Source organism: Gemmatimonadaceae bacterium, from assembly GCA_035533015.1.
In the GTDB taxonomy this organism is placed as follows: Bacteria; Gemmatimonadota; Gemmatimonadetes; order Gemmatimonadales; family Gemmatimonadaceae; genus JAGWRI01.
In genome coordinates this window covers 1-22984 of sequence record DATLUQ010000018.1, presented here as the reverse complement: position 1 = coordinate 22984, position 22984 = coordinate 1, and the positions used below count along the sequence as shown (strand labels likewise).

At 67.9% G+C, this 22984-nt stretch carries 19 protein-coding genes; 16 read left to right on the top strand and 3 right to left on the bottom strand.

The window, feature by feature from the left end; translation table 11 throughout:
• Positions 1 to 7 precede the first annotated feature (7 nt).
• The 6 genes from menC to VNF92_03950 all read left to right on the top strand — a co-directional run bounded on the left by menC (position 8) and on the right by VNF92_03950 (position 9247).
• On the top strand, positions 8 to 1132 hold the full coding sequence (gene menC / locus VNF92_03975) for an o-succinylbenzoate synthase (GenBank protein ID HVA57022.1): 1125 nt from the start codon (positions 8 to 10) through the stop codon (positions 1130 to 1132).
• Positions 1129 to 2355: a M20 family metallopeptidase gene (locus VNF92_03970; GenBank protein ID HVA57021.1), complete on the top strand. Its 1227-nt coding sequence runs from the start codon at positions 1129 to 1131 to the stop codon at positions 2353 to 2355. Before menC ends, VNF92_03970 begins: the two co-directional genes overlap by 4 nt.
• A gap of 184 nt (positions 2356 to 2539) precedes the next feature.
• Positions 2540 to 4720, top strand: coding sequence for an Ig-like domain-containing protein (locus VNF92_03965; protein HVA57020.1), 2181 nt, complete (start codon positions 2540 to 2542; stop codon positions 4718 to 4720).
• Positions 4721 to 4788: 68 nt separating this feature from the next.
• On the top strand, positions 4789 to 5241 hold the full coding sequence (locus VNF92_03960) for an FKBP-type peptidyl-prolyl cis-trans isomerase (GenBank protein ID HVA57019.1): 453 nt from the start codon (positions 4789 to 4791) through the stop codon (positions 5239 to 5241).
• Between the two features lie 155 nt (positions 5242 to 5396).
• The gene (locus tag VNF92_03955; protein ID HVA57018.1) at positions 5397 to 7130 is read left to right on the top strand and encodes a M28 family peptidase; all 1734 of its coding nucleotides are present in this window, start codon (positions 5397 to 5399) and stop codon (positions 7128 to 7130) included.
• Positions 7131 to 7246: 116 nt separating this feature from the next.
• Positions 7247 to 9247, top strand: a complete 2001-nt coding sequence (locus tag VNF92_03950; GenBank protein ID HVA57017.1) for an acetoacetate--CoA ligase — start codon at positions 7247 to 7249, stop codon at positions 9245 to 9247.
• On the opposite strand, the gene VNF92_03945 is transcribed toward VNF92_03950, so the two are convergent.
• Positions 9244 to 10974, bottom strand: a complete 1731-nt coding sequence (locus VNF92_03945; protein ID HVA57016.1) for a serine/threonine-protein kinase — start codon at positions 10972 to 10974, stop codon at positions 9244 to 9246. The two genes, VNF92_03950 and VNF92_03945, sit on opposite strands and share 4 nt — an antisense overlap.
• Before the next feature lie 150 nt (positions 10975 to 11124).
• Between VNF92_03945 and hppD the strand changes: the two genes are divergently transcribed.
• From hppD to VNF92_03930, 3 genes are read left to right on the top strand one after another with little or no spacing between them, the layout of a single operon-like run.
• Complete coding sequence (hppD, locus tag VNF92_03940; protein ID HVA57015.1) at positions 11125 to 12249, top strand: 4-hydroxyphenylpyruvate dioxygenase; 1125 nt, start codon at positions 11125 to 11127, stop codon at positions 12247 to 12249.
• Positions 12249 to 13439, top strand: coding sequence for a homogentisate 1,2-dioxygenase (locus VNF92_03935; protein HVA57014.1), 1191 nt, complete (start codon positions 12249 to 12251; stop codon positions 13437 to 13439). Before hppD ends, VNF92_03935 begins: the two co-directional genes overlap by 1 nt.
• Before the next feature lie 19 nt (positions 13440 to 13458).
• On the top strand, positions 13459 to 14640 hold the full coding sequence (locus VNF92_03930; protein ID HVA57013.1) for an NAD(P)-dependent oxidoreductase: 1182 nt from the start codon (positions 13459 to 13461) through the stop codon (positions 14638 to 14640).
• 24 nt (positions 14641 to 14664) lie between these two features.
• On the opposite strand, the gene VNF92_03925 is transcribed toward VNF92_03930, so the two are convergent.
• Positions 14665 to 15444, bottom strand: a complete 780-nt coding sequence (locus VNF92_03925; GenBank protein ID HVA57012.1) for an enoyl-CoA hydratase/isomerase family protein — start codon at positions 15442 to 15444, stop codon at positions 14665 to 14667.
• A gap of 87 nt (positions 15445 to 15531) precedes the next feature.
• Here VNF92_03925 and paaA point away from each other — a divergent pair, with 87 nt between their 5' ends.
• From paaA to paaD, 4 genes are read left to right on the top strand one after another with little or no spacing between them, the layout of a single operon-like run.
• Complete coding sequence (paaA, locus tag VNF92_03920) at positions 15532 to 16503, top strand: 1,2-phenylacetyl-CoA epoxidase subunit PaaA (GenBank protein HVA57011.1); 972 nt, start codon at positions 15532 to 15534, stop codon at positions 16501 to 16503.
• Positions 16504 to 16522: 19 nt separating this feature from the next.
• Positions 16523 to 16834 carry a 1,2-phenylacetyl-CoA epoxidase subunit PaaB gene (paaB, locus tag VNF92_03915; protein ID HVA57010.1) on the top strand — a complete coding sequence of 104 codons (312 nt, stop codon included), beginning with the start codon at positions 16523 to 16525 and terminating at the stop codon, positions 16832 to 16834.
• On the top strand, positions 16831 to 17622 hold the full coding sequence (gene paaC, locus VNF92_03910; protein HVA57009.1) for a 1,2-phenylacetyl-CoA epoxidase subunit PaaC: 792 nt from the start codon (positions 16831 to 16833) through the stop codon (positions 17620 to 17622). Before paaB ends, paaC begins: the two co-directional genes overlap by 4 nt.
• Positions 17619 to 18116, top strand: a complete 498-nt coding sequence (gene paaD / locus VNF92_03905) for a 1,2-phenylacetyl-CoA epoxidase subunit PaaD (GenBank protein ID HVA57008.1) — start codon at positions 17619 to 17621, stop codon at positions 18114 to 18116. Before paaC ends, paaD begins: the two co-directional genes overlap by 4 nt.
• Before the next feature lie 34 nt (positions 18117 to 18150).
• On the opposite strand, the gene VNF92_03900 is transcribed toward paaD, so the two are convergent.
• Positions 18151 to 20304: a transketolase C-terminal domain-containing protein gene (locus VNF92_03900; GenBank protein ID HVA57007.1), complete on the bottom strand. Its 2154-nt coding sequence runs from the start codon at positions 20302 to 20304 to the stop codon at positions 18151 to 18153.
• A gap of 167 nt (positions 20305 to 20471) precedes the next feature.
• On the opposite strand from VNF92_03900, the gene VNF92_03895 reads away from it, so the two are divergent.
• Genes VNF92_03895 through VNF92_03885 form a run of 3 tightly spaced genes read left to right on the top strand, consistent with a single transcriptional unit; the run spans position 20472 to position 22905 of the window.
• A complete protein-coding gene (locus tag VNF92_03895) occupies positions 20472 to 21266 on the top strand; it encodes an enoyl-CoA hydratase-related protein (protein HVA57006.1) in 795 nt (264 codons plus the stop codon).
• Positions 21266 to 22456 carry a 3-hydroxyacyl-CoA dehydrogenase NAD-binding domain-containing protein gene (locus VNF92_03890; protein ID HVA57005.1) on the top strand — a complete coding sequence of 397 codons (1191 nt, stop codon included), beginning with the start codon at positions 21266 to 21268 and terminating at the stop codon, positions 22454 to 22456. Before VNF92_03895 ends, VNF92_03890 begins: the two co-directional genes overlap by 1 nt.
• On the top strand, positions 22453 to 22905 hold the full coding sequence (locus tag VNF92_03885; GenBank protein HVA57004.1) for a hotdog fold thioesterase: 453 nt from the start codon (positions 22453 to 22455) through the stop codon (positions 22903 to 22905). Before VNF92_03890 ends, VNF92_03885 begins: the two co-directional genes overlap by 4 nt.
• Positions 22906 to 22984: the final 79 nt, after the last annotated feature.

The following is a 22984-nucleotide window of genomic DNA, read 5'->3' as shown; positions in this document are numbered from 1 at the left end:
CCACACCGTGTTCGCCATCTCCTCCATCGCGGTACGCGAAATCCGGCTCGCGCTCAAGGAGCCCTTTCGCATCTCGTCCGGAACGATCGCCGAACGGCGCGTGTGCCTGCTCGAACTCCGCGCAGCCGACGGCACGACCGGATGGAGCGAGTGCGTGGCCGGCGAGCAGCCGAACTACAGCCCGGAGACCATCGACACCGCCTGGCACGCGATGCGCGAGTGGCTCAGCAGGCGTGTGCTCGGCGTGGAGTTCGCCGGGCCGGGCGACGTGTTCGCGGCGCTCGACCGCAACATCCGCGGTCACCACATGGCCAAAGCGGCCATCGAAATGGGATGCTGGGACGTGGCGGCGCGGCAACGCGGCCTGTCGCTGGCCACGCTGCTCGGCGGCACGCGCGACCGGGTGCCCACCGGCATCTCGATCGGCATCCAGCGCGACCCCGAGGCTCTCGTGGCGCGGGCCAAGCAGGCCGTGGCGCAGGGTTATCAGAAAATCAAGATGAAGATCGAGCCGGGGTCCGATCTGGCGTACGTGGCCGCGGTACGCGAGGCCCTGGGCCCGGCCCTGCACTTGATGGCCGACGCGAACTCGGCCTATACACTGGCCGATGCCGCCCACCTCAAACAGCTCGACCGGTTCGGGCTGATCATGATCGAGCAGCCGTTGGACCGCGAGGACCTCGTGCGCCACGCCAAGCTGCAGAAACTGCTCACGACACCCATCTGCCTCGACGAATCGATCACCAGCGTGGACCGCGCGGCCGACATGATCGAGTTGGGAGCCGGCCGCATCATCAACATCAAGCCGGGCCGCGTGGGCGGATTCGCGGTGTCGAAAGCCATTCACGACCTCTGCCAACGCCACGGCGTGCCGGTCTGGTGCGGCGGCATGTTCGAGAGCGGTGTGGGGCGCGCCCACAACGTGGCGCTCGCGTCGCTGCCCAACTTCTCGCTGCCCGGCGACGTGTCGCCCAGCGCGCGGTACTGGGAGCGCGACATCGTCACGCCCGAATGGACGATGGACGGCGACGGCATGGTGCACGTGCCGCGGCAGGTTCCCGGCATCGGCGTCACGGTGGACATGGATCGCGTGGACGCCCTCACCGTGCGGCGCGAGGAGTTCGCGGCGTGACGTCCGCCCTCGTCCTTCCCCTCGGCGTGGCCGCGCTCTTCACTCCGGCGGACGTGGACGTCCTCGTCGCCCTTAGGCGCGACATCCATGCCCATCCCGAGTTGGCGCTGCAGGAGCACGAGACGTCGCGCCGCCTGGCCGACGCGCTCGCCACGATCCCGGGGGTGGACGTGCGCCGCGTGGCGGGCACCGGACTCGTGGCCCGCGTGCCCGGCCGCGACCGGCGCGTGCCCCTGGTTGCGGTGCGCGGCGACATCGATGCGCTGCCGATTCGCGAACGGACCGGACTGCCGTTCGCGTCGGAGCACGACGGCGTGATGCACGCCTGCGGCCACGACGTGCATGCCGCGTGGACGGTGGGCGCCGCGCGCCTGCTGGCCCGCGACCCCGCGCCCGGCGACGTCCTCATCGTGCTGCAGCCGGCCGAGGAGGTGGGCAAGGGCGCGCTGGCGATGCTCGCCAGCGGGGCGCTGGACGACGTGGCCTGCATCTTCGGCGGGCACGTCGATCGCCGCTTCGAGGTTGGCCAGGCGGTGGCCGACGCCGGCCCGCTCGCGGCGTCCGCCGACACGTTCACCATCGAACTGGTGGGGCAGGGAGCACACGCGGCGCGGCCGCACGAATCCGCCGATCCGATCGTTGGCGCGGCGGCCGTGATCTCGGCGCTCCAGACGATCGTATCGCGGCGACTGAACCCGGCCACCCCGGGCGTCGTGACCGTGGGCACGATCCACGCCGGCACGGCGCCCAACGTGATTCCCGACCGCGCAGCGCTCACAGGCACCGTGCGGGCCGTGGAGCCGCAGTCGCGCCAGATGATGCTCGACGAGGTGCGGCGGCTCGCCGAGTCCGTGGCGGCCAGCCACCGCTTGAGCGCGCGCGTCGAGTTGGAGTTGGGCACCCCGCCGCTGGTGAACCCTGCCCGCGCCGCCGCGTGGGCGCGGAGCGCAGCGGCACGGGTGATCGGGGAGGACGCCGTCGTCCCATTGGGATTCATGAACCTCGGCGGCGAGGACTTCGCGTACTATCTCGATCGCATGGACGGTTGCTTTCTGCGCATCGGGGCTCGCGAACGAGGGGGCGAGGCCACGGCGGCCCATTCCCCGCGGTTTGCGCCGGCGGAAGAGGCCATCTTTTGCGGTGCCGCCATTCTGGCCGAGTGCGCGCGCGAGGCGGGAACCCACCTGGCGCGCGCCATGGAAAGCACGTCCTCGCAAGGGTAATATTCCAGGGTTGAATTTCCCCGGCCTCAGTGGGTTCTGATTGCCTGTATCGACCCTGCCTCTCTCAAGACGTCTGGCCTTCCCTACGCGGCGGATTCTCCTCCTCGCGGTCGCCACCCTCGGTGCGTGCGGGGGCGCCACCAGCCCCGCGGACGCGCATGGTCCGGCCGCCGCCATTCGGGCCGTGTCGGGCGATCAGCAGACCGCCCAGGTTGCCTCGGTGCTGCCCAATCCGTTCGTCGTCGTGGTCACCGACGCCAGCGCGCGGCCGGTGCCCGGTGTCGTGGTGACGTGGAGCGTGGTTTCGGGGACCGGCGTGATCACTCCTTCCTCGACCACCACGGGCGCTGACGGGACGACGCAGGCCGTTCTTTCCATTGGCACGGTTGCCGGCGCGAATCAGGTATCGGCGTCGGTGGCAGGTGTAGCCTCGGGGACCGTCTTCCAGGCCACGGGGACGCCAGGTCCGCTCGCCAAGGTCGTGGTGTCGTCGCACTCCTTGCCGCTCTGCAACAACGGTCAGTCGGTCCGTCTCAACGCTTCGACCACGGATCTATACGGGAACGCCGTGCCCGGCACCGTGGCGTGGGTGTCCCGGAATCCGTCCGTGGTGACCGTCGACGCGTCGGGCGACGTGCAGCTGCTGAGCTCGACCGGTGGGGGCTACGTCGTGGCGAGCTCCGGCACGGCGGCGGCCGACAGCGCCTTCGTCTCGTCGGCCCCGACGCTGACGTCGGCGGTGGCTGGCGTGAACGAGAACCTGCCCTCGACCACGTTCTGCGTGCAGTCGACGCAGGCCGGTTCGGAGTTCGCGCTCGTGGCCTTCAATAACTCACAGGCACTCGGGACCTCCGCCAGCATCCAGGTCCAGGGCAACGGCCTGGCGGCGCTGGGGTCGGGCGCGAATCTCGTACCGGCCGGCGTGGCGACGGCGCGAATTCCACGGGCCGTGGCGGCGGTGAAGATCAACACCGCGTTCGAGTACGCCCTTCGCGAGCGCGAGCGGCGTGAGACTCCGCCGTACGTGGCCAGTGCGCGCGCCTGGATCCATCGGATGCAGCAGCAGCGCTCGGCCGGACTCTCCGCCCAGGCGACGGGGCAGGGAACCACGATCCGGGCGCAGACGATCTCGGACTCGGTGCACCTGAACGACCTCGTGCAGCTCAATAGCAACTCCAGTGCCTATTGCGACAATCCTACGATGACCACGGGGCGCGTGGCCGCGATCAGCAATTCGGCGACGGTCGTGGCCGACACGGCCAACCCGGCCGGCGGATTCACCGACGCGGAATACCTGCAATTCGCCATGGCGATGGACACGCTGGTGAACCCGGTGGATACGACGGCGTTCGGCGCCCCCTACCCGTTGGGCGGCAACAAGCGCACGGTCATCTTCTTCACACGAGCCGTGAATCAGTTGACCACCGATCCGACCCAGGGCGTCGTGCTCGGGTTCTACTACGAGCGGGATCTGCTGCCGGTGGCAACCTGCCCCGGGAGCAACTTCTCGAACATGTTCTACCTCGTCGTGCCAGACCCGAACGGCACCATCAACGGCGGCAACGGCATCACGCGGTCCAAGACGAACGTTGCCCAGTACGTGGTGAGCACCATCGGGCACGAATATCAACACCTGATCAACGCATCGCGCCGCATGTACGTGCTGAACGTGCCGGCGGCCGACGTGAACGAGGAAACGTGGCTCAACGAGGGGCTGAGCCACACCGCCGAGGACCTGCTGTTCTATCGCTCGGCGCGGCTGGCGCCGCAGATGAACATCGGCGTGGCCGATCTGGCCGATCCGCTGGTGAATGCCGCGTTCAAGCAGTTCGAGGCCGGCGATTTCCTGCGGTACCAGGACTATCTCACCAGTCCCGAAACGCACGCGCCGGTGGGGGTGAGCGGCGACGACAACCTGTACCTGCGCGGCGCCATCCAGAATTTCCTGCGCTACCTTGCCGATCGGCTGCCGGCCGGCGATTCGACGTTCTACCATCTGGTGAACGATTCCACCATCGGGCTCGCCAACCTGCAGCACGTGATCGGGGCCGATCCGGCGCCCTACTTCCGCGAATGGGCCACTTCGGTGTTCACCGATGACTATGTGCCCGGGATCTCCGCGGCATTCACGCAGCCGAGTTGGGACTGGCGGGCGGTCATGCCGGTGGCGAGCACGAGCGGCTTCAGCCTGCTCACGCACCCGCTGTCGAGTGCGATTCCGGTTACCGCGAACATCACGGCGTGGGGGGTGTCATACTTCCAGTTCGCCGTGCCGGTGGGACAGATGAGTCTGATCACGGTCAGCGGGGTGGGTGGGGCCGCGCTGCCGGGTGCGATTCAGCTCACGCTGGTGCGGACCAAGTAGCGCTGACGGTGCCGACCAACGATCTTGTTCCGATGCGTGCCTCTTCTCCAAGCCGAAACTCGCTTTTCATGAAACGCATTCTGTTGTCGATCGTGGCGCTGGCCGCGGTGGCGTGCACCGGCCAGATCGCCGGGCTCGGGCCGGCGAGCGACCCCGCTACGGAGACCTTCGCCTCGTCGCTGGGCGTGGATCTGGCCGCGATGACCAAGACGCCTGACGGGCTCTACTATCGCGACCTGACGTTCGGCGCCGGAGCCCAGGTCACGAAGGACACCACGGTCACGATGACCTATACCGCGTACCTGACCGATGGCACACTGTTCGACTCCGGCACCGGATCCGCGTTCCCCATGAACAGCCTCGTCCCGGGCGTCCGCGAAGGGATCATCGGCATGCGGGTGGGCGGCCGGCGCCAGCTCGTGGTGCCGTCGGCGTTGGGGTACGGCTCGGCCGGGAGTCTGCCGTCGGTTCCGCGCCAGGCGACGCTGGTCTTTCTGATCACGCTGACGGCGATCGACTGATAAGGGTAGGAGGGTAGGGCGGATGACTGCGGAACGCCGTTTACGCTCCTCCGCTCCCACCCCCATCCTTGACCGGGCGCGTGGCGCCACCGCAACTTCGCCGGGTCACACTCACCTGAGATCTCGATCCTCCCCCGTGCTCTCCAGGAGGGCGCATGTCCCGCAAGTGGATGGCGGCCGTTGGTGCCCTGATCGCGCTTCCCACGCTCGCCGCGGCGCAACGCGGCGGTGGCTTTGGCGGTGGCGGCGCCACGCCGGAGAACTCGGCCGTGTTCGCCCCGTCGGCCCCGACCTTCCCGACCGCCGATCCGATCATCCGACGGATCTGGACGCTCGGCATGGACAGCTCGCACACCGAACGGTTCTCGCAGGTCCTGTTCGATTCACTGGGCCCCCGGTTGATGGGCACGCCCGATCTGAAGCGGGCGCAGGACTGGCTCGTGGCCACGTATCAGTCGCTCGGCATCAGCGCCAAGGAAGAGCAATACGGCACGTGGCGCGGCTGGATCCGCGGTCCGTCGCACATCGACCTCATCGCGCCGCGGGTGCGCACGCTCGAAGGGACGATGGTCGGCTACAGCCCGGGCACCGGCGGCAAGGACGTGGTCTACGAACCGGTCATCCTGCCGCACTTCGCCGACAGCACGGAGTTCGTGAACTGGCTGCCACAGGCCAAGGGCAAGCTCGTGCTCGTCAATGCGCCGCCGGCGAGCTGCCGGCCCACCGACGACTGGGCGGCGAACGCGGCTCCTGAGGTGGCGGCGCACATGGACTCGGTGCGCCAGGAGCTGGCGCGCGAGTGGGGCGGCCGCAATGTCCGGGGCACGGGGTACAGCCTGGCGCTGGGCGGCGGCGAATTGGGCGTGCGCCTCGAAGCGGGCGGTGCGGGCGGCATCATCACCTCGCGCCCCAAGAACGGGTGGGGCACCCGCGAGATATTTGAGACTTATAATACCAAGACGCCGGCCATCACCCTGTCGTGCGAGGACTACGCGCTCGTATTCCGCCTCACCGAGAACCACCAGCACCCCAAGCTCCGCCTGAACCTGGACGGCAAGCTGCTGGGCGAGCAGCCGGTGTTCAACGTCGTGGCGACCATTCCCGGCACGGAGCACCCGGACGAGTACGTGGTGCTGTCGTCGCATTTCGATTCGTGGGACGGGTCGTCGGGCGCTACCGACAACGGCACCGGGACGATGACCATGCTCGAGGCCATGCGCATCCTCAAGCTGGTGCTGCCGCATCCGAGCCGGACGATCATCGCCGGCCACTGGAGCGGCGAGGAGGAGGGGGAAGTCGGTTCCAAGGCGTTCACCGAAGATCACCCGGACGTGATGAAGGGGCTGCAGATGCTGTTCAACCAGGACAACGGCACCGGGCGCATCGTGCGCCTCAATGCCGGCGGCCTGCCAGACGCGGCGGCGCACCTCACGCGCTGGATGAACACCGTGCCCGTGGAGTTCAAGCTCCAGACGGGCTACGACGGCAGCCCGGGTGGGCCGGCGGGCGGAGGCAGCGATGATTTCTCGTTCAGCTGCTCGGGCGCGCCGATCACGGGACTGGGCGCGCTCTCGTGGGACTACGGCAACTACACCTGGCACACCGACCGCGACACGTACGACAAGATCGTGTTCCCCGATCTGCATGCCAATGCCACGCTCACGGCCATGCTTGTCTACCTGGCGGCGCAGGACCCCACGCAGATCACCCGCGAGCGCATCGACCTCGTGGCCAGGGCGCACGAGGACTCGCTGATGGCGGCGGCGCGTGGGCGCGGCGCGGGGGGCGGCCGCGGGTTCGGGCGTGGCGGCGGCCGGGGACGGGGCGGCCCGCCGGTGTGGCCGTCGTGCGAGCTGGCGCCGAGATCCACGAAGCCGAGATTGAAGTAGTAGGAGAGTAGGAGAGTAGGAGAGCAGGAGGGTAGTGGGAGAACTGCGTCACGCAGTTTTCCGTCCTACTGTCCTACTGTCTTACCGTCCTGCCATCAGTTCATAGATTGTCTCCCGTGCCGCACCCACTCTGGACGCCGAGTCAACCTGCGCTCGCGCATTCGAACATGGCGCGCTTCATCGCGTTCGTTCGTGACGAAGGCGCCGCGGTGCGGGACTACCCCACGCTCTACGCCTGGTCGGTGGACCAGCGCGAAGCGTTCTGGTCGGCCGTCTGGCGCTTCTGCGGTGTGGTCGCTGATGATATTCCGGGGCACGGGCCCTGGTACACCGTGCTCGTCGGGCGTGAGCGCGTCGCGCCGCCCACGCCCGAACTCGGCCCCACGTGGTTCCTGGGCGCTCGATTGAACTTTGCCGAGAACCTGCTGCGCCACGATGATGATCATCCGGCAGTCGTCGCCTGGGGCGAATCGGGACGGACCGGTGGGCTGACCTACCGCGAACTGCACGAGGCCGTGGCGCGCGCGGCGGCGGCGCTCCGAGCCGACGGCATCACGGCGGGCGACCGGGTAGCGGCGTTCATGCCCAACGTTCCGGAAACCGTGATCTTCATGCTCGCCGCTGCCAGCATCGGCGCCGTGTGGTCGAGTTGCTCCCCCGACTTTGGGGTGAACGGCGTGCTCGACCGTTTCGGGCAGATCCAGCCCCGCGTGCTGCTGGCCGCCGCGGAGTACCGCTATGGCGGCAAGCGCATCGACTGTCTGCCGCGCGTGCGCGAGATCGCGGCGGGTATTCCGGGCATCGAGCGGGTGGTGGTGGTGCCGCAGGAAGATCGCCCCGCGGACGTCGCGGGGCTCCCCCGTGGCGTCCTCTGGAACGAGTACGTGCGTGCGGCCGAGCCCGCGCCGACTCTCGAATTCGCCCGCCTGCCGTTCGATCATCCGCTCTACATCATGTATTCCTCGGGCACCACGGGCCTGCCCAAGTGCATGGTGCACGGGGCCGGTGGCACGCTGCTCCAGCACCTCAAGGAGCACGCGCTGCACGTGGACATCGGGCGCGACGACCGCGTGTTCTATTTCACGACGTGTGGCTGGATGATGTGGAACTGGCTGGTGAGCGCGCTGGCCCTCGGTGCCACGGTGGTGCTGTACGACGGCGCCGCCATCCTCCCTCGCGCCCCCGTTTTGTGGGACATGGCCGAGCAGGAGCGCATCACCGTGTTCGGCACGAGCGCCAAGTTCATCGCGCTCACCGAGAAGGAGGGCCGTCGGCCCCGCGACTCCCACGATCTGTCGGCGCTGCGCGGCATTCTCTCCACCGGCAGCCCGTTGGCGGCGCACAGTTTCGATTACGTGTATGAGCACGTGAAGCCGGACGTCCAGTTGAGCAGCATCAGCGGCGGCACCGACATCATCTCCTGTTTCGCGCTGGGCAATCCCATCCTCCCCGTATGGCGGGGCGAGTTACAGTGCCGCGGACTCGGCATGGCGGTGGAGGTGTTCGACGAGCAGGGGCGGCCCGCGCCGGTGGGGCAGGCGGGCGAACTCGTATGCACGGCGCCGTTCCCGAGCATGCCGGTGAAGTTCTGGAACGATCCCGACGGCCGGAAATATCACGAGGCGTATTTCGACGTGTTCCCCAACGTCTGGCGGCACGGCGACTGGGCGGCACGCACCGGGCACGACGGCCTGATCATTCACGGCCGCAGCGATGCCACCCTCAATCCGCAGGGAGTGCGCATCGGTACCGCCGAGATCTACCGGCAGGTGGAGCAGATGGACGAAGTCGTGGAGAGCGTCGTGGTCGGCCAGGACGTGACCACCGCATCCGGCAGCGACGTGCGCGTGGTGCTGTTCGTGCGGCTGCGGAAGGGGCTCGTGCTCGACGAGGCGCTGCGTGAACGCATCCGGCAGCGCATCCGTGCCAACGCGAGCCCGCATCACGTGCCGGGCAAGATCCTCGCGGTGGCCGACATCCCGCGCACGATCAGCGGCAAGATCAGCGAACTGGCCGTGCGTAATGTGATCCACGGCCGGCCCGTGAAGAACACCGACGCGTTGGCCAATCCGCGCGCGCTCGAGCTGTACCGCGACCTGCCGGAATTGAACGGTTAAGGGGTGAGCTTGAGCCGGCCGCCCGACGCGATCGCAGCGTTCGTGGACTCGATCGACTGGCGCGCCTGTTCGACGAGTTCCTCGGTGAGCTTGCGGAGCCGGGCCTGCCGCTTGCGGGCGCTCGTCCCGTACGAATACCGGGCGGCCGCGAGCACCGCACCGAACGTGAGCCCCGCGAGTCCGACCGCGCCTACAATGCCCAGGTTGCCGGCGTTTGCGAACAGGTGCGCCGAGATCCCGACGGTTCCAGCCGTGAGGTATCCTCCCCCGATCAATCCGATGATCCGGGCCCGGCGGCCCAGCGATTCCATGTTCTCCGCCGCGCGGATCGTGGTCTTGCCGTTGCGCGACAGTACCGACACGTGCACGGTCCGCTGGCGCGCGAGCGACGTCCAGGTGACCGACCGACCCACTGCGGATACGGCGCCGGCCTGCGCCATGCGACGGCGGATGGTATCGACGGTCAGATCGAAATCCGCTTCGGTCATCTCCCCGCCCACCACGGCCTCGAATTCTATGTTCATCGGGGCGCCCAGCAGGCGCGACGGCTTCGGACTGAGGTCCAGCACGCTCACCGCGAGCGGCGCCGCCACACCCGGCGCGGCAGGAGCGCGCATCAGTCCCCGCTCGGCCATCGCGTGGTCCACGTACTGCGCGGGTATTCCCGCCTCGAGGGCCGCATCGCGCACCGATGCGACGTCGTAGCCCGACGTGCGGTTGGCGTCGGCGGCCGAATCGCGTGAGGCGGAGAACGGGACCGGCCGCGGTTGGATGCCGGTCTCGGCCTGGAGTGCCGCGGCCCGTGCCCAGATGGCCTGCGCTTCGTCTTCCGACACCAGGGCCGGTGCGTGGGGCAGGGTGGTAGCGCGCACCGCGTCCCGCGCCACCTCGCCCTCCACGCGGGTGAGCGCCTCGGCCAGTTCCTCGCCCGACTGGAACCGCGCCGACGGCTGCTTGGCGAGGCAGCGATCGATGATCTCGGCCAGCGCGCGCGGCGCATCGGGTGCGACGGTCAGCAGGGGCGGCGGCTGCTTGTTCACCTGCGCGATCAACACGGCCGACGCCAACGTCGCATCGAACGGAAACCGGCCGGTGAGCGCGTAGAAGCCGACCACGCCCAGCGAGTAGAGATCGCTGCGGCCGTCCAGCCGATCGCCCGTGACCTGCTCCGGACTCATATAATAGACCGTGCCGAGCACCTGGCCGGTGGCCGTGAGCGGCGCCGCCTCGGCCAGCCGCGCAATGCCGAAATCGGTCACCATCGCGCGCCCCGTCGTCCGCTCGACGAGGATATTTTCGGCCTTCACGTCGCGATGCACCACGCCCTGCCCGCTCGCGTACCCGAGCGCGCCCGCCACGTCGCGCATCTGGCGCAGCACGGCGCGCGGATCCAGGCGTTTCGCGTCGCGCAGGGCCTCGGCCACCGACTGGCCGTCCACGTAGCCCATGGCGAAGAACACCTGGCCGTCCAGTTCGTCGGCCCGGTAGATCGGCACGATGTTCGGGTGGGACAGCTTGGCCGCGGTGCGGGCCTCGCGCAGGAACCGCTCGCGAATGGCCGGATCGGCTGCCAGGTGGGGTGGAAGCGTCTTGATGGCGACGGGCCGGTCCAGCTTGAGGTCGCGGCCCAGGTAGACGATCCCCATCCCGCCGCGGCCGATCTCGCGTTCGAGCGCGTACTGGCCCTGGAGGAGCCGGGCGAAGGTCGCGAGTTCTGCCGTTGGCATCGTCACGGAAGATACGGATTCGGCGGGTGGGGGTTTCGCGAAGGCGCGGGCTCCGGGAAAGATGCCCCGTTTCGCGGCGGCGCGCGAGGCCGTTAGATTGGACGCGTACCGCCCATCGCCCTGCCGCATCTCCATTGCGAGGTCCTCACCATGGCCACTCAAACCCATCCGGCGCCGGCTCAGGCGCATGATGCGTTCCCCATCAATGGCACCGACTACGTCGAGTTCTATGTGGGCAACGCCAAGCAGGCGAGCCTCTATTACCGGGCGGCGTTCGGCTTCAAACTGGTCGCGTATCGGGGGCCGGAGACGGGAACGCGGGACCGGGCCAGCTACGTGCTGCAGCAGGGCAAGGTGCGGTTCGTGTTCACCACGGCGGTCACGCCCGAGGGCGATATCGCGCGCCACGTCCACGATCACGGCGACGGCGTGAAGGATCTGGCGCTCTGGGTGAACAATGCCAGGACGGCGTACGCCAAGGCGGTCAAGCGCGGGGCCGTGCCGGTCCGCGAGCCCGAAGTCATCCAGGACAAGTACGGCGAGGTGGTCATCGCGGCCATCCAGACGTACGGCGAGACCATCCATTCGCTGGTCGAGCGCCGGAAGTACAAGGGAGCGTTCCTGCCGGGGTTCGTGGCCGTCGATCCGGTGTTCCAGGGCAAGCCGGTGGGCCTCAAATACGTGGACCACTGCGTGGGCAACGTCGAACTCGGCGCCATGAACCAGTGGGTCCGGTTCTACGAAGACGTGCTCGGCTTCTACAACCTGATCTCGTTCGACGACAAGGCGATCAGCACCGAGTATTCGGCGCTCATGTCGAAAGTCGTATCGAACGGCAACGGCCGCATCAAGTTCCCACTCAACGAACCGGCGGTGGGGCGCAAGAAGTCGCAGATCGACGAGTACCTGGAGTTCTACCGCGGCGCCGGGGTGCAGCACATCGCGCTCGAGACCAACGACATCGTCAAGACCGTGACCAAACTGCGCAAGAACGGCGTCGAGTTCCTGCGCGTGCCCGCCACGTACTACGACACCGTCCTCGACCGCGTGGGCCACATCGACGAGGACATCGCGCCGCTCAAGGAGCTGGGCATCCTCGTCGACCGCGACGACGAGGGGTATCTGCTCCAGATCTTCAGCAAGCCCGTGGAAGACCGGCCCACCGTGTTCTTCGAGATCATCCAGCGCAAGGGTGCCAGGAGCTTCGGCGCGGGCAACTTCAAGGCACTGTTCGAAGCGATCGAGCGCGAACAGGCGCTGCGCGGAAACCTCTGATGCCCTTCTACCACACGCTGGGGCAGATTCCGCGAAAGCGGCATACCGTCTTCCGCAAGCCGGACGGCGGCTTGTACGCCGAACAGCTGATGGGTCACGAAGGGTTCACCGGCACGTCGGCGCTGTTGTATCACGTGTATCCGCCGACGACCGTGAAGTCGGTGAAGCGGCTGCGGGAGATGACGTACGAGAAGGATCCCGATCGGACGCTCAAGCACCGGCACTTCCGCACGTCGGGGGTGAAGCCGCACGGCAGCCCCACGCTCGATCGCACGCCGCTGCTGTTCAATCGCGACATCGCGATGCTCTACGTGGAGCCCACGGTTCGCGACGAGCACTACTACCGCAACGCGCAGGGCGACGAGGTGGTTTACGTCGCCAAGGGGAGTGGCGTGCTGGAAACGCAGTTCGGCGATCTGCCGTTCGGCGAGGGAGACTATCTCGTCATCCACCGGGGCATCATGCACCGGTATCAGATGAACGCGGGGGAGCAGCCCAAACTGCTGGTGTTCGAGAGCCGCGGGCACGTGCGCACGCCCCAGCGCTACCGCAACGAGTTCGGCCAGCTCAAGGAAGGCGCGCCGTACTCGGAGCGCGACATCCGCATTCCGGAGGAGTTGCGCACGCATGACGAGAAGGGCGACTTCCGCTTCCTGGTCAAGCAGTACAACGGACTCAACGAATACATCATCGACCACCATCCGCTCGACGTCGTCGGGTGGGACGGCTACTTCTACCCGTGGGCGTTCAACATCCGGGACTTCGAGCCCATCGTGGGACGCGTGCACCAGCCGCCGCCGGTGCACCAGACCTTCGAGGGCGACGGGTTCGTGATCTGCTCGTTCTGCCCGCGCCCGTACGACTTCGATCCCAACTCGGTGCCGGCGCCGTACAACCACAGCAATGTCGATTCCGACGAGGTGCTGTACTACGCGTCGAGCGAGTTCATGAGCCGCAAGGGGATCGAGTTCGGCAGCATCACGCACCACCCGGACGGCATCCCGCACGGGCCGCATCCGGGGCGCGCCGAGGCCTCGATCGGCGCCAAGTACACCGACGAACTGGCGGTGATGATGGACAGCTTCCGTCCGCTCACCGTCGCCAAGGCCGCGCTTCCCATCGAGGATCCGGAGTACCACAAGAGCTGGATCGACGCCCAGCACGCGGCCTTCAATCCACCGACTTCCTGACCGCCCTGACGGTCGAGACATGAAGAAGACGATTCTGCAGCCTGCGGCAGCCCAGGCCATCGTGCCCGAGCTGTCGCAGACCCGGCACCCCAACGTGTGGGTCTACCGGTACCACGACGATGCCAACGGCTGGACGCTCAGCATCGCGACGCACGCCGAGCCGGGCTCCCAGAAGCTCTCGCTGGGCGGTTTTCGTATCGCCCCCGAGTCGCGCGTCAGTTCGCCCGGCTTCACGCCCGACCATGAGGCCATCGGTCTCGCCATGGGGATGGAGGAGAAGGTCCACTGGTCGCGCGTGATCAAGGTGGGCGGGCCGCTCACGCTCAAGAGCATCGGCCGCATCTGCGGCGGCAAGTGCGTGCTCCAACCCACGCCCGACGCCCGGGTGGGGCAGCCGCGCGACGTGGCGCTGCTCGACTGGGCCGTCTCGTGCTTCCGGGATGTCGAGGCCAGCGGCGGGTTCTACCTCACGACGGGGCAGGATCTGGGCCACGGGCTGATGTCCGACGGCCGGACGCAGTCGCTCGCCTACCTGAACCAACATTATAAAGGAAGTGTAATTGCGGACACGTCGGGGCCGACCGGGGAGGGGAACTACCAGTTGCTCAAGGGCATGCTCCGCGCCCTCGGCATCGATCTCGCGGGCGCCACGGTCGGGTTGATCGGGGCGGGGAACATCGGGCTCCACATGATCGCGCGGCTGCGCGAGCATGGAACGCGTCTGCTCGTCGTGGAGCCGCGGGACGACCGGCGCCGGGAGCTGGAGGCCATGGGCGTCAAGACGTGGGCACCGGCGGACCAGGCCGCCTTTCTCGCGATGCCGATGGATGCCGTGGTCGTGAACGCGGCGGGCGGCACGCTGGAGTCGACGGCGGTCTCCGCGATCTGCGCCAATCCGCGGGTGCGCGTGGTGTGCGGTTCGGAGAATCTCGTCATGCCCGATGCACATGACGCCGATCGCCTTCGCGATGCCGGGAAGGTGTACGCCCCCACCGAACTCGGCGGCATGATGGGGTATCTCACGGCCGCCGAGGAGTATCTGGCGCACCTCGAAGGGCAGCCGTTCGACGTGCAGGTGCTGCTCGAGGCGGCCCAGCGGCTGGACACGGCCGGCTACGAGGCCACGGCGCGAGTGCGGGCGGGCGGGTTCAAGGAGTCGTTCGAGGATGCGGTGCTGGGGGTGTACGGGGACGTGGGGTAGGATCCGCGGACGACGCCGGATCCCCTACTTTCCCTTGAACCTCGCGATCGCGTTCCGCGTGAACTCCGACAGCACCAGCGTCCCGCTCATCTCGGCGCGCTCCGTGAGCAGCAGGTCCCATTCCTCCGTGCCCGCCCAGAACGCCTGCTTGAGCTGCGCCATCGCCGATGGATTCGAATTTGCTAAAGTCGCCACCAGCGTGTCGAGGCCGGCATCCAGCGCCGGCGGGTCCGCATAGACGCGCGAGTACAGGCCATGCCGCTCGCACCACGCCGCGTCGCGCCAGTCGGCGTCCACGGCCATCGCGCTGAAGGCCGCCAGCCCGATCTTGCGCTCGATGGCCGGGCCGACCACGAACGGACCGATCCCGACCGCCAACTCGCTCAGTTTGGCCGACGCGCCCGCCGCGGCGACGCTGAAATCCGACGCCGCCACGAGCCCCACGCCGCCCCCGGCCACCTTGCCGTGCACCCGCGTCACGATGAACTTGGGCGCCCGGATCATGGCGAGGATGACGTGGGCGAAGCCGCTGAAAAACTCCTTTCCGCGCTGGGCGTTATCGATCGCCGTGAGCTCGTCAAATGACGCGCCCGCGCAGAATGGCCCGGTGCCTTCGCTTCGCAGCACGATCACACGTGCCTTGGGGTCGGCGCCGGCGGCGGCGATCCGCTCGGACAACCCCCGGAGCAGCGGCCCGGGCAGCGAATTTCCCTTGGGGTGGCCGAACGTGATGGTCGCCACCCCACGTACGGTGTGGAGCACGATGTTGCCGGAAGCCCCCACGGCACCGGATGGTTTCCTCATGGGCACGGAAGATAGCCTTTCCTTCAGATTGTCCAATGTCAAGCTGCCCCATAGATTTGACGTCCAGCCCGCGAACCGGAGCAGCGCATGGAACAGAAGCCGCAGGCCACCGCCGAAGATCCGGCCAAGCTCGCTCACTTCCAGGCGCGTATCGACGCCGGCGAGTCCATCGAGCCCAAAGACTGGATGCCGGAGCGCTACCGCAAGCAGCTCACGCGCATGATGTCGCAGCACGCCCACTCCGAAGTGGTGGGCATGCTCCCCGAAGGCAACTGGATCACCCGCGCCCCGAGTCTGCGCCGCAAGATGTCGCTCATCGCCAAGGTGCAGGACGAGGCCGGCCACGGGCTGTACATCTACTGCGGCACCGAAACGCTGGGCGTTGACCGCGCCGAACTGCTGGACCAGTTGCTCGACGGCCGCGCCAAGTATTCCAGCATCTTCAACTATCCCACGCTCAGCTGGGCCGACATGGGCGTGATCGGCTGGCTGGTGGACGGCGCCGCCATCGTCAATCAGACGATCCTCGCCAAGGCGTCGTACGGGCCGTACGCCCGAGCGATGATCCGTATCTGCAAGGAAGAGAACTTCCACAAACGGCAGGGCTACGAGATCGTCGCCACGCTCGCCAACGGCACGCCGGCACAGAAGGCGATGGTGCAGGATTCCGTGAACCGCTGGTGGTGGCCCTCGCTCATGATGTTCGGCCCCAGCGACAAGAACTCGCCCAACTCGGCCGAGCTGCTGCGCTGGAAGGTCAAGCACAAGACCAACGACGAACTCCGCCAGCGCTTCGTGAACCTCACCGTGCCGCAGGCGCAGGCCGTCGACCTCACGCTCCCCGATCCCGATCTCAGGTACAACGAGGCGACCAAGGACTGGGAGATCGGCGAGATCGACTGGGCCGAGTTCTACGAGGTGATCAAGGGCAACGGCCCGTGCAATCGCGAGCGGCTCGAAGCGCGCCGCTCGGCGCACGAGAACGGCCGCTGGGTGCGCGAAGCCGCCGCCGCCTACGCCGCCAAGCACCGCGCTTCCGCCGCCACCGAAGCCGCGTAACCGCGTCGCCCCCGCTCCCATGGCCAACGAATCCAAGCCCGGAACCAACGACACCCAGTTGCCCCTCTGGGAGGTGTTCACCCAGAGCAAGCAGGGGGCGCCCCACGAACACGCGGGCAGCGTGCACGCGGCCGATGCCGAGCAGGCGCTGCAGAACGGGCGCGACGTGTACGCGCGCCGCGGTGAGGCGATAAGTCTCTGGGTGGTCCCCTCGGATGCCATCGTGGCCTCCACGCCCGGCGACGCGGGTCCGTTCTTCGATCCGGGCAACGACAAGGCGTACCGGCACCCGCAGTTCTACAAGGTGCCGCGCGGAGTGCGCGGGTTGTGACCGAGGCGAACGTGGCCGCGCCGCGCGAGACGCCGGTCGCCAATCCGCTATTCGAGTACGTCCTGCGGATTGCCGACGACCGCCTCGTGCTCGGCCACCGGCTCTCCGAATGGTGCGGGCACGGCCCGATCCTCGAAGAGGATATCGCGCTCTCCAACATTGCGCTCGACTTCATCGGACAGGCCAACGCCTTGCTCGCGCTGGCCGGCCAGCTGGAAGGGAAGGGACGCGACGAGGACGCGCTGGCCTATTTCCGCGACGAGCGCGACTTCCGCAACGCCCTGCTCGTCGAGCTGCCGAATGGCGACTTTGGCCACACGATCGTGCGGCAGTTCCTGTTCGATGCCTACAGCGTGCTCTACCTGGACGCACTCGCCAGGTGCGGCCACCAACAGCTGTCCGCTCTCGCCGCCAAGTCGCTCAAGGAAGACACCTACCATCTGCGGCACAGCAGCGAGTGGATGCTTCGACTCGGTGATGGAACCGTCGAGAGCCACGACCGCGCGCAACGTGCACTCGATGAACTGTGGCGGTTCACGGGCGAGCTGTTCGAGTCCGATGCCGTGGACGCCGCCGTTGCCGCGAACGGCATTACCGTGGACCGCGGTGCCATCCAAGCGCGGTGGCACGACCTCGTGGCCGACGTGGTGAAGCGCGCCACGCTCACGCTCCCCGGCGACGTGCCGATGGCCACCGGGGGCCGCCGCGGCCGGCACAGCGAACACCTCGGCCACATGCTCGCCGAGATGCAGATCATTGCCCGCTCGCATCCCGGTGCCAGCTGGTGAACGCCGCGCGCCCGGATCGCGACGACGTCCTGCGCATCATCGGCACGGTGATGGACCCCGAAGTGCCGGTGCTCAGCGTGGTCGAGCTCGGGATCATCCGCGACGTGGACGTGCGCGACGGGGTGAAGATCACCATCACGCCCACCTATTCAGGCTGTCCCGCCATGCACACCATGGAAGCGGACATGCGCGGAGCGCTCGCGGGCCACGGCATCACCGCGGTGGAGTTCGAGACGGTGTACGCCCCCGCGTGGACGAGTGACTGGATTCCGGCCGAGGCGAAGGAGAAGCTCCGCCGGTTCGGCATCGCACCTCCGGCGCCGGCCGAGCAGGGGGGGCTGATCACGCTCGCACGGCGTCCGAAACCGGTAGCGTGTCCGTACTGTGGGTCGGAGAACACCGAGCGCCGGAGCGAGTTCGGCTCCACGGCCTGCAAGGCGATCCATTTCTGCAACGCGTGCCGGCAGCCGTTCGACGAGTTCAAGCCGTTCTGAGTTGCTGTTGCAGCTATACCGATGCGCGGCCGGACTAGATGGCCAGCACTCCCTCGATCCGCGCTGCGATCCCATCGACGCTGGGTAGCACCGCGTTCAGCAGCACCGGATGATACGGCATCGGCACGTCCTCGACGGCCAGCCGGTCCACCGGCGCATCCAGATACCAGAACGCCTCACGCGCCACCGTCGCCGCGATCTCGGCGCCGAACCCCGCCGTGATCGTGTCTTCGTGCACGATCAGACACCGTCCGGTCCGTGTCACGGATTCCAATATGGCGGCGCGGTCCCACGGCGCCACAGTCCGCAAGTCGTATAGATCGACACCGGCTCCGGCACCCAACCGGTCCACGGCCTCGATGCACCGCAACACCATCGCGCCCCAGCTCACGACCGTGATCCGGTCCCCCTCGCGCACCCGCTTCGCCTGCCCGAACGGGATCACGTAGTCGTCGCCCGGATAGTGCGCACTGCCATCGCTCGTCATGAGCAACGACCGATGCTCGAAGAAAATACTCGGGTTTCGCCCCCGCATGGCCGAGCGCAACAGCCCCACCGCGTCGGCCGAGTTCGATGGCATGGCCAGCTGCCACCCGATGGCGTGCGCGAACCGCACCTCGTCGCTCAGACTGTGCCACGGATCGCCCACGTCCTTGCCGAATCCGCCGGGCATGCGCACCACGATCGGCGCCGCGAACTGGTTGGCCGTGCGCCACCGCAAGGTGCCGCAGTTGTTGAGCTGCTCGGTGGCCGGATCGGCGTATTTGCGAAATTGGATCTCGGCCACCGGCATCAGTCCCGCGATCGCCATGCCCACGGCGCGGCCGATGATCCCCTCTTCCGACAGACTCGTGTCGAACACCCGGTCGGCGCCGAATGCCTTCTGCAGACCCTCGGTTACGAGATGGACGCCCCCCTTGACCCCCACGTCCTCTCCGAACACGAGGACCTTGGGATTGCGCGCCAGTTCGACCTTCAACGTGCGGCGCACGGCCTCGGCGAGCCGCATCATTTCACCGTCCTCAGCGGGAGTCTCGCTGCCCCCCAGCGCCGAGAGTTCCACGTCGGACAACCCGCCAATCGTCTCGGCGTCGCCCTCGGCGCGCGGCTCTGCATAGATGAACCGCTTGACCGTCGCCGCTTCGGGTGCCGGGCGCGCCCGCGCCGCCGTGAGTGCCGCGTCCACATCGCGCGCCACCCTGGCTTCCAGCGATGCCCACTCCTTCTCCGACATGAATGCCGGTACGAGGTAACGGCGCAGTTTCGGGAGCGGATCGCGCTTCTCGTCTTCGGCGATCTCGGCGTCGCTCCGGTACCCCTTCTGATTGTCGGGTCCCGAGTGACTGCACAGCCGCGGCACGGTAAGTCGGATGAGCGCCGGACCATTGCCCGCGCGCACGTGGTCCACGACTTCTCGCAGCAACCGCGATGCCTGCTCAGGATCGGTGCCATCGCCGTCGCGGGTGAGCAGATTGCTGAACCCTGCCAGGTTCCGCGCAATGTCGCCGGCGGGCGTCTGCAACTCTCCGCGCACCGAGATGCCCAGCCCGTTGTCTTCTATATAGAAGAGCATCGGCAGCTTGAGCGTCGTGGCCATGGTGAGCGCCGACCAGAACCCGTTGGTGGCCACCGACCCTTCGCCGCCCAGCGCCACGCTCATGCACCCCGCGTACGTCTTGTCCTCGAGCGTGTCACGGTAGTACGTGATGGCCTGGGCCCAACCCGCCGACGGCGTGTACTGGGAGCCCACGTCGCCAGACATCGGCAGCACGATCGCCCCGTCGCGCTTGGGCAGGTTGCACACCACGCCGATGTCGCGGCCATCGCTGAATCCGCCCGAACGGCCGAGCGGACTGGCCAGCGCGTCCTCGATGCTGAGGCCGAGCGAAAGCAGCAGCGGCCGCGACCGGTAGTATGCCCCCGCCGCGTCGCGCCGGCCGGTGAGCAGCGACCCGAGGATGGCCTGCGCCATGTCGTGTCCGCGCGCCGAAAACTGGTAGAGCACCAGATGATCCTTGGGCACCGACGAGCGATGTTTGTTCGTCGTCTCCTCGACGTCGTCCAGCGCGCGCGACACGAGGGTGTCATACGCGATCTTGTGCCAGTCGAACGCCGCATCGGCGGCCGTGGCAGCGCCGGAACCGGGGCGGGAGCGGGCAGCGGAATTGGACGACGACTTCGTGGGCATCGATCCTCGAGCGTTGACGAGTCACGCTGATCCGGACGGGCGCAACGCGCCGGCGTCTTCTCCCGCCAAATCTGACCATTCGGCGCCCGGAAGGGGAGAGCCGGGTGCGCAATCCCGTCGGGATCGGGTATCTTTAGCGGCGCTGACGGACCCCCACAGTCACGAGGATGCGGATGGCCTACCAGTACATCACCTGCGCGCTCACCGAAGGGGTGGCCACGATCACGCTCGATCGCCCCGACGTGCTGAACGCGGTCAACCGGGCCATGGCGTTGGAGCTGCAACTCACGCTGGGCGCGGTGGCCAAGGATCCCGCCGTGCGGGCTGTATTGCTCACGGGCAATGGCAGAGCCTTCTGCGCCGGCCAGGATCTCAGCGAGGCGGTGCCCGCCACCGGCCCGCTGCCCGACCTCGGCGACATCGTACACGACGGCTACAACCCGATCGTCCGTCTCATCCGCGGCATCGAGAAACCGGTGATCTGCGCCGTGAATGGCGTGGCTGCCGGCGCCGGCGCCAACCTCGCGCTGGCCTGCGACATTCTGATCGCCGCCGAGGACGCCACGTTCATCCAGAGTTTCGCCAAGATCGGCCTCATCCCAGATACCGGCGGGACGTTCTTCTTGCCGCGCCTGGTGGGCCTGCACCGCGCCACGGCGATGATGATGCTCGGCGAACGGATCACGGCGGCCAGGGCCAAGGAGCTCGGTATCGTGCACGACGTGGTCCCGCATTCCGTGCTCGAAGAGACCGCGCACTCCCTCGCGCGGTCGCTTGCCTCACAGGCGACGCGCGGGTTCGGCCTCACCAAGCGCGCGCTCAATCGCTCGCTGAGCAGCGACCTCGACGCGCAACTCGAGTTCGAGGAGGAGCTGCAGCGCGAAGCCGGCAAGACGAAGGACTACCAGGAAGGCGTGCGCGCCTTTCTGGAAAAGCGCAAACCCCAATTCAAGGGGCAGTGATGCCTCTCGCCGCGGATACCATGGTCGGCGTGGTCGGCGCCGGCTCCATGGGATCGGGAATCGCGCAGGTAGCGGCGGTGCACGGCCACCGTGTGATGCTCTCCGACGCCGACGCCGCGTCCCTCGATCGGGCGAAGGCGAGCATTGGCCAGGCGCTCGACCGCCAGGTCGAGAAGGGGAAGCTCACCGCCGCGGACGCCAGGGACGCCAAGGGCCGCATCACCTACGTGGCCGGCGTTGGCGAAACCCAGTGGGCGTCGTTCGCCGGGTGCGGGCTGGTGATCGAGGCCGTCCTCGAGGAACTCACCCTCAAGAAGGCGGTGTTCACGGCGCTCGATCGCGTTCTCCCGGCGGACGCCGTGCTCGCCACCAACACGTCGTCGCTGTCCGTGGCCGCCATCGGCGCGGCGTGCAAGCATCCGGGCCGCGTCGTGGGCATCCACTTCTTCAATCCCGCGCCGGTCATGCCGCTGGTCGAGATCGTGGGCGCGATCACGACCGACGCCGGCGTGGTGAGCGCGGCCCGCGCGTTCGTGGACGGCTGGGGCAAGACCACGGTCGTCGCGTCGGACACGCCGGGGTTCATCGTCAATCGCATCGCCCGTCCATTCTATGGCGAAGCGCTGCGGATCGCGGAGGAGGGGATCGCGGACTACGCCACGATCGATTGGGCGATGCGCGACATCGGCGGCTTCAAGATGGGGCCGTTCGAGCTGATGGACTTCATCGGCAACGACGTGAACTACGCCGTGACCTGCTCCGTATTCGAGGCGATGTACTACGATCCGCGCTACCGGCCGGCGCTCACCCAGCGACGCCTGGTCGAGGCGGGGCTGCTGGGCCGCAAGGCGCATCGCGGGTACTACGACTATCGTGAGGGCGCGCGAACGCCTTCGCCGATGCGGGACCACGGACTGGGCAAGCGGGTGGTGGATCGCATCGTCGCCATGCTGATCAACGAAGCCGTGGACGCGCTGCACATGCGCGTGGCCGACGCGGCGGACATCGAACTCGCCATGACCAAGGGCGTGAACTATCCGCGGGGCCTACTCGCCTGGGGCGACGAGCTGGGCGTACGCGCGGTGCTGCAGCGCATCACGGCGCTCCAGGAGGAGTACGGCGAGGATCGTTACCGGCCGAGTCCGCAACTGCGCCGGTTGGCCAAGGAAGCGCGGAGGATCCTCGCGTGACGGCGCCGGCGCCGGGCGGGCAGGCGCTCGCCGAGTCGGTGGTCCATGGCATGCTGGAGCGCGACGCGTTCAGCCGGTGGTTGGGAGTGGAGTTGGTGGCACTCGCCCCCGGCCGGTGCACGGTGCGCATGATGGTGCGCGACGAGATGGTCAACGGGTTCGGCCTCGCCCATGGGGGCATCGTATACTCGCTGGCCGACAGCGCGCTCGCCTTCGCTTCCAACACGAACGGTCGCGTGACGGTGAGCATCGAGAACAGCATCGGCTACCCGGTGGCGGCTCACCCCGGCAACGTGCTCACCGCGGCGGCGGAGGAACTGAGTGCCGCGAATCGCATCGCATTCTACCTGGTGACGGTGCGTAACGAGGCCGGCATCACGGTGGCCATCTTCCGCGGCACGGTCTACCGCACGCGGCAGGATCACTTTTCCCCGGACACTTCCGCATGACCGACGCGTTTCTGGTCGACGGCGTTCGCACCCCCATCGGCAACCTGGGGGGCGCGCTCAGCGACGTGCGCCCCGACGA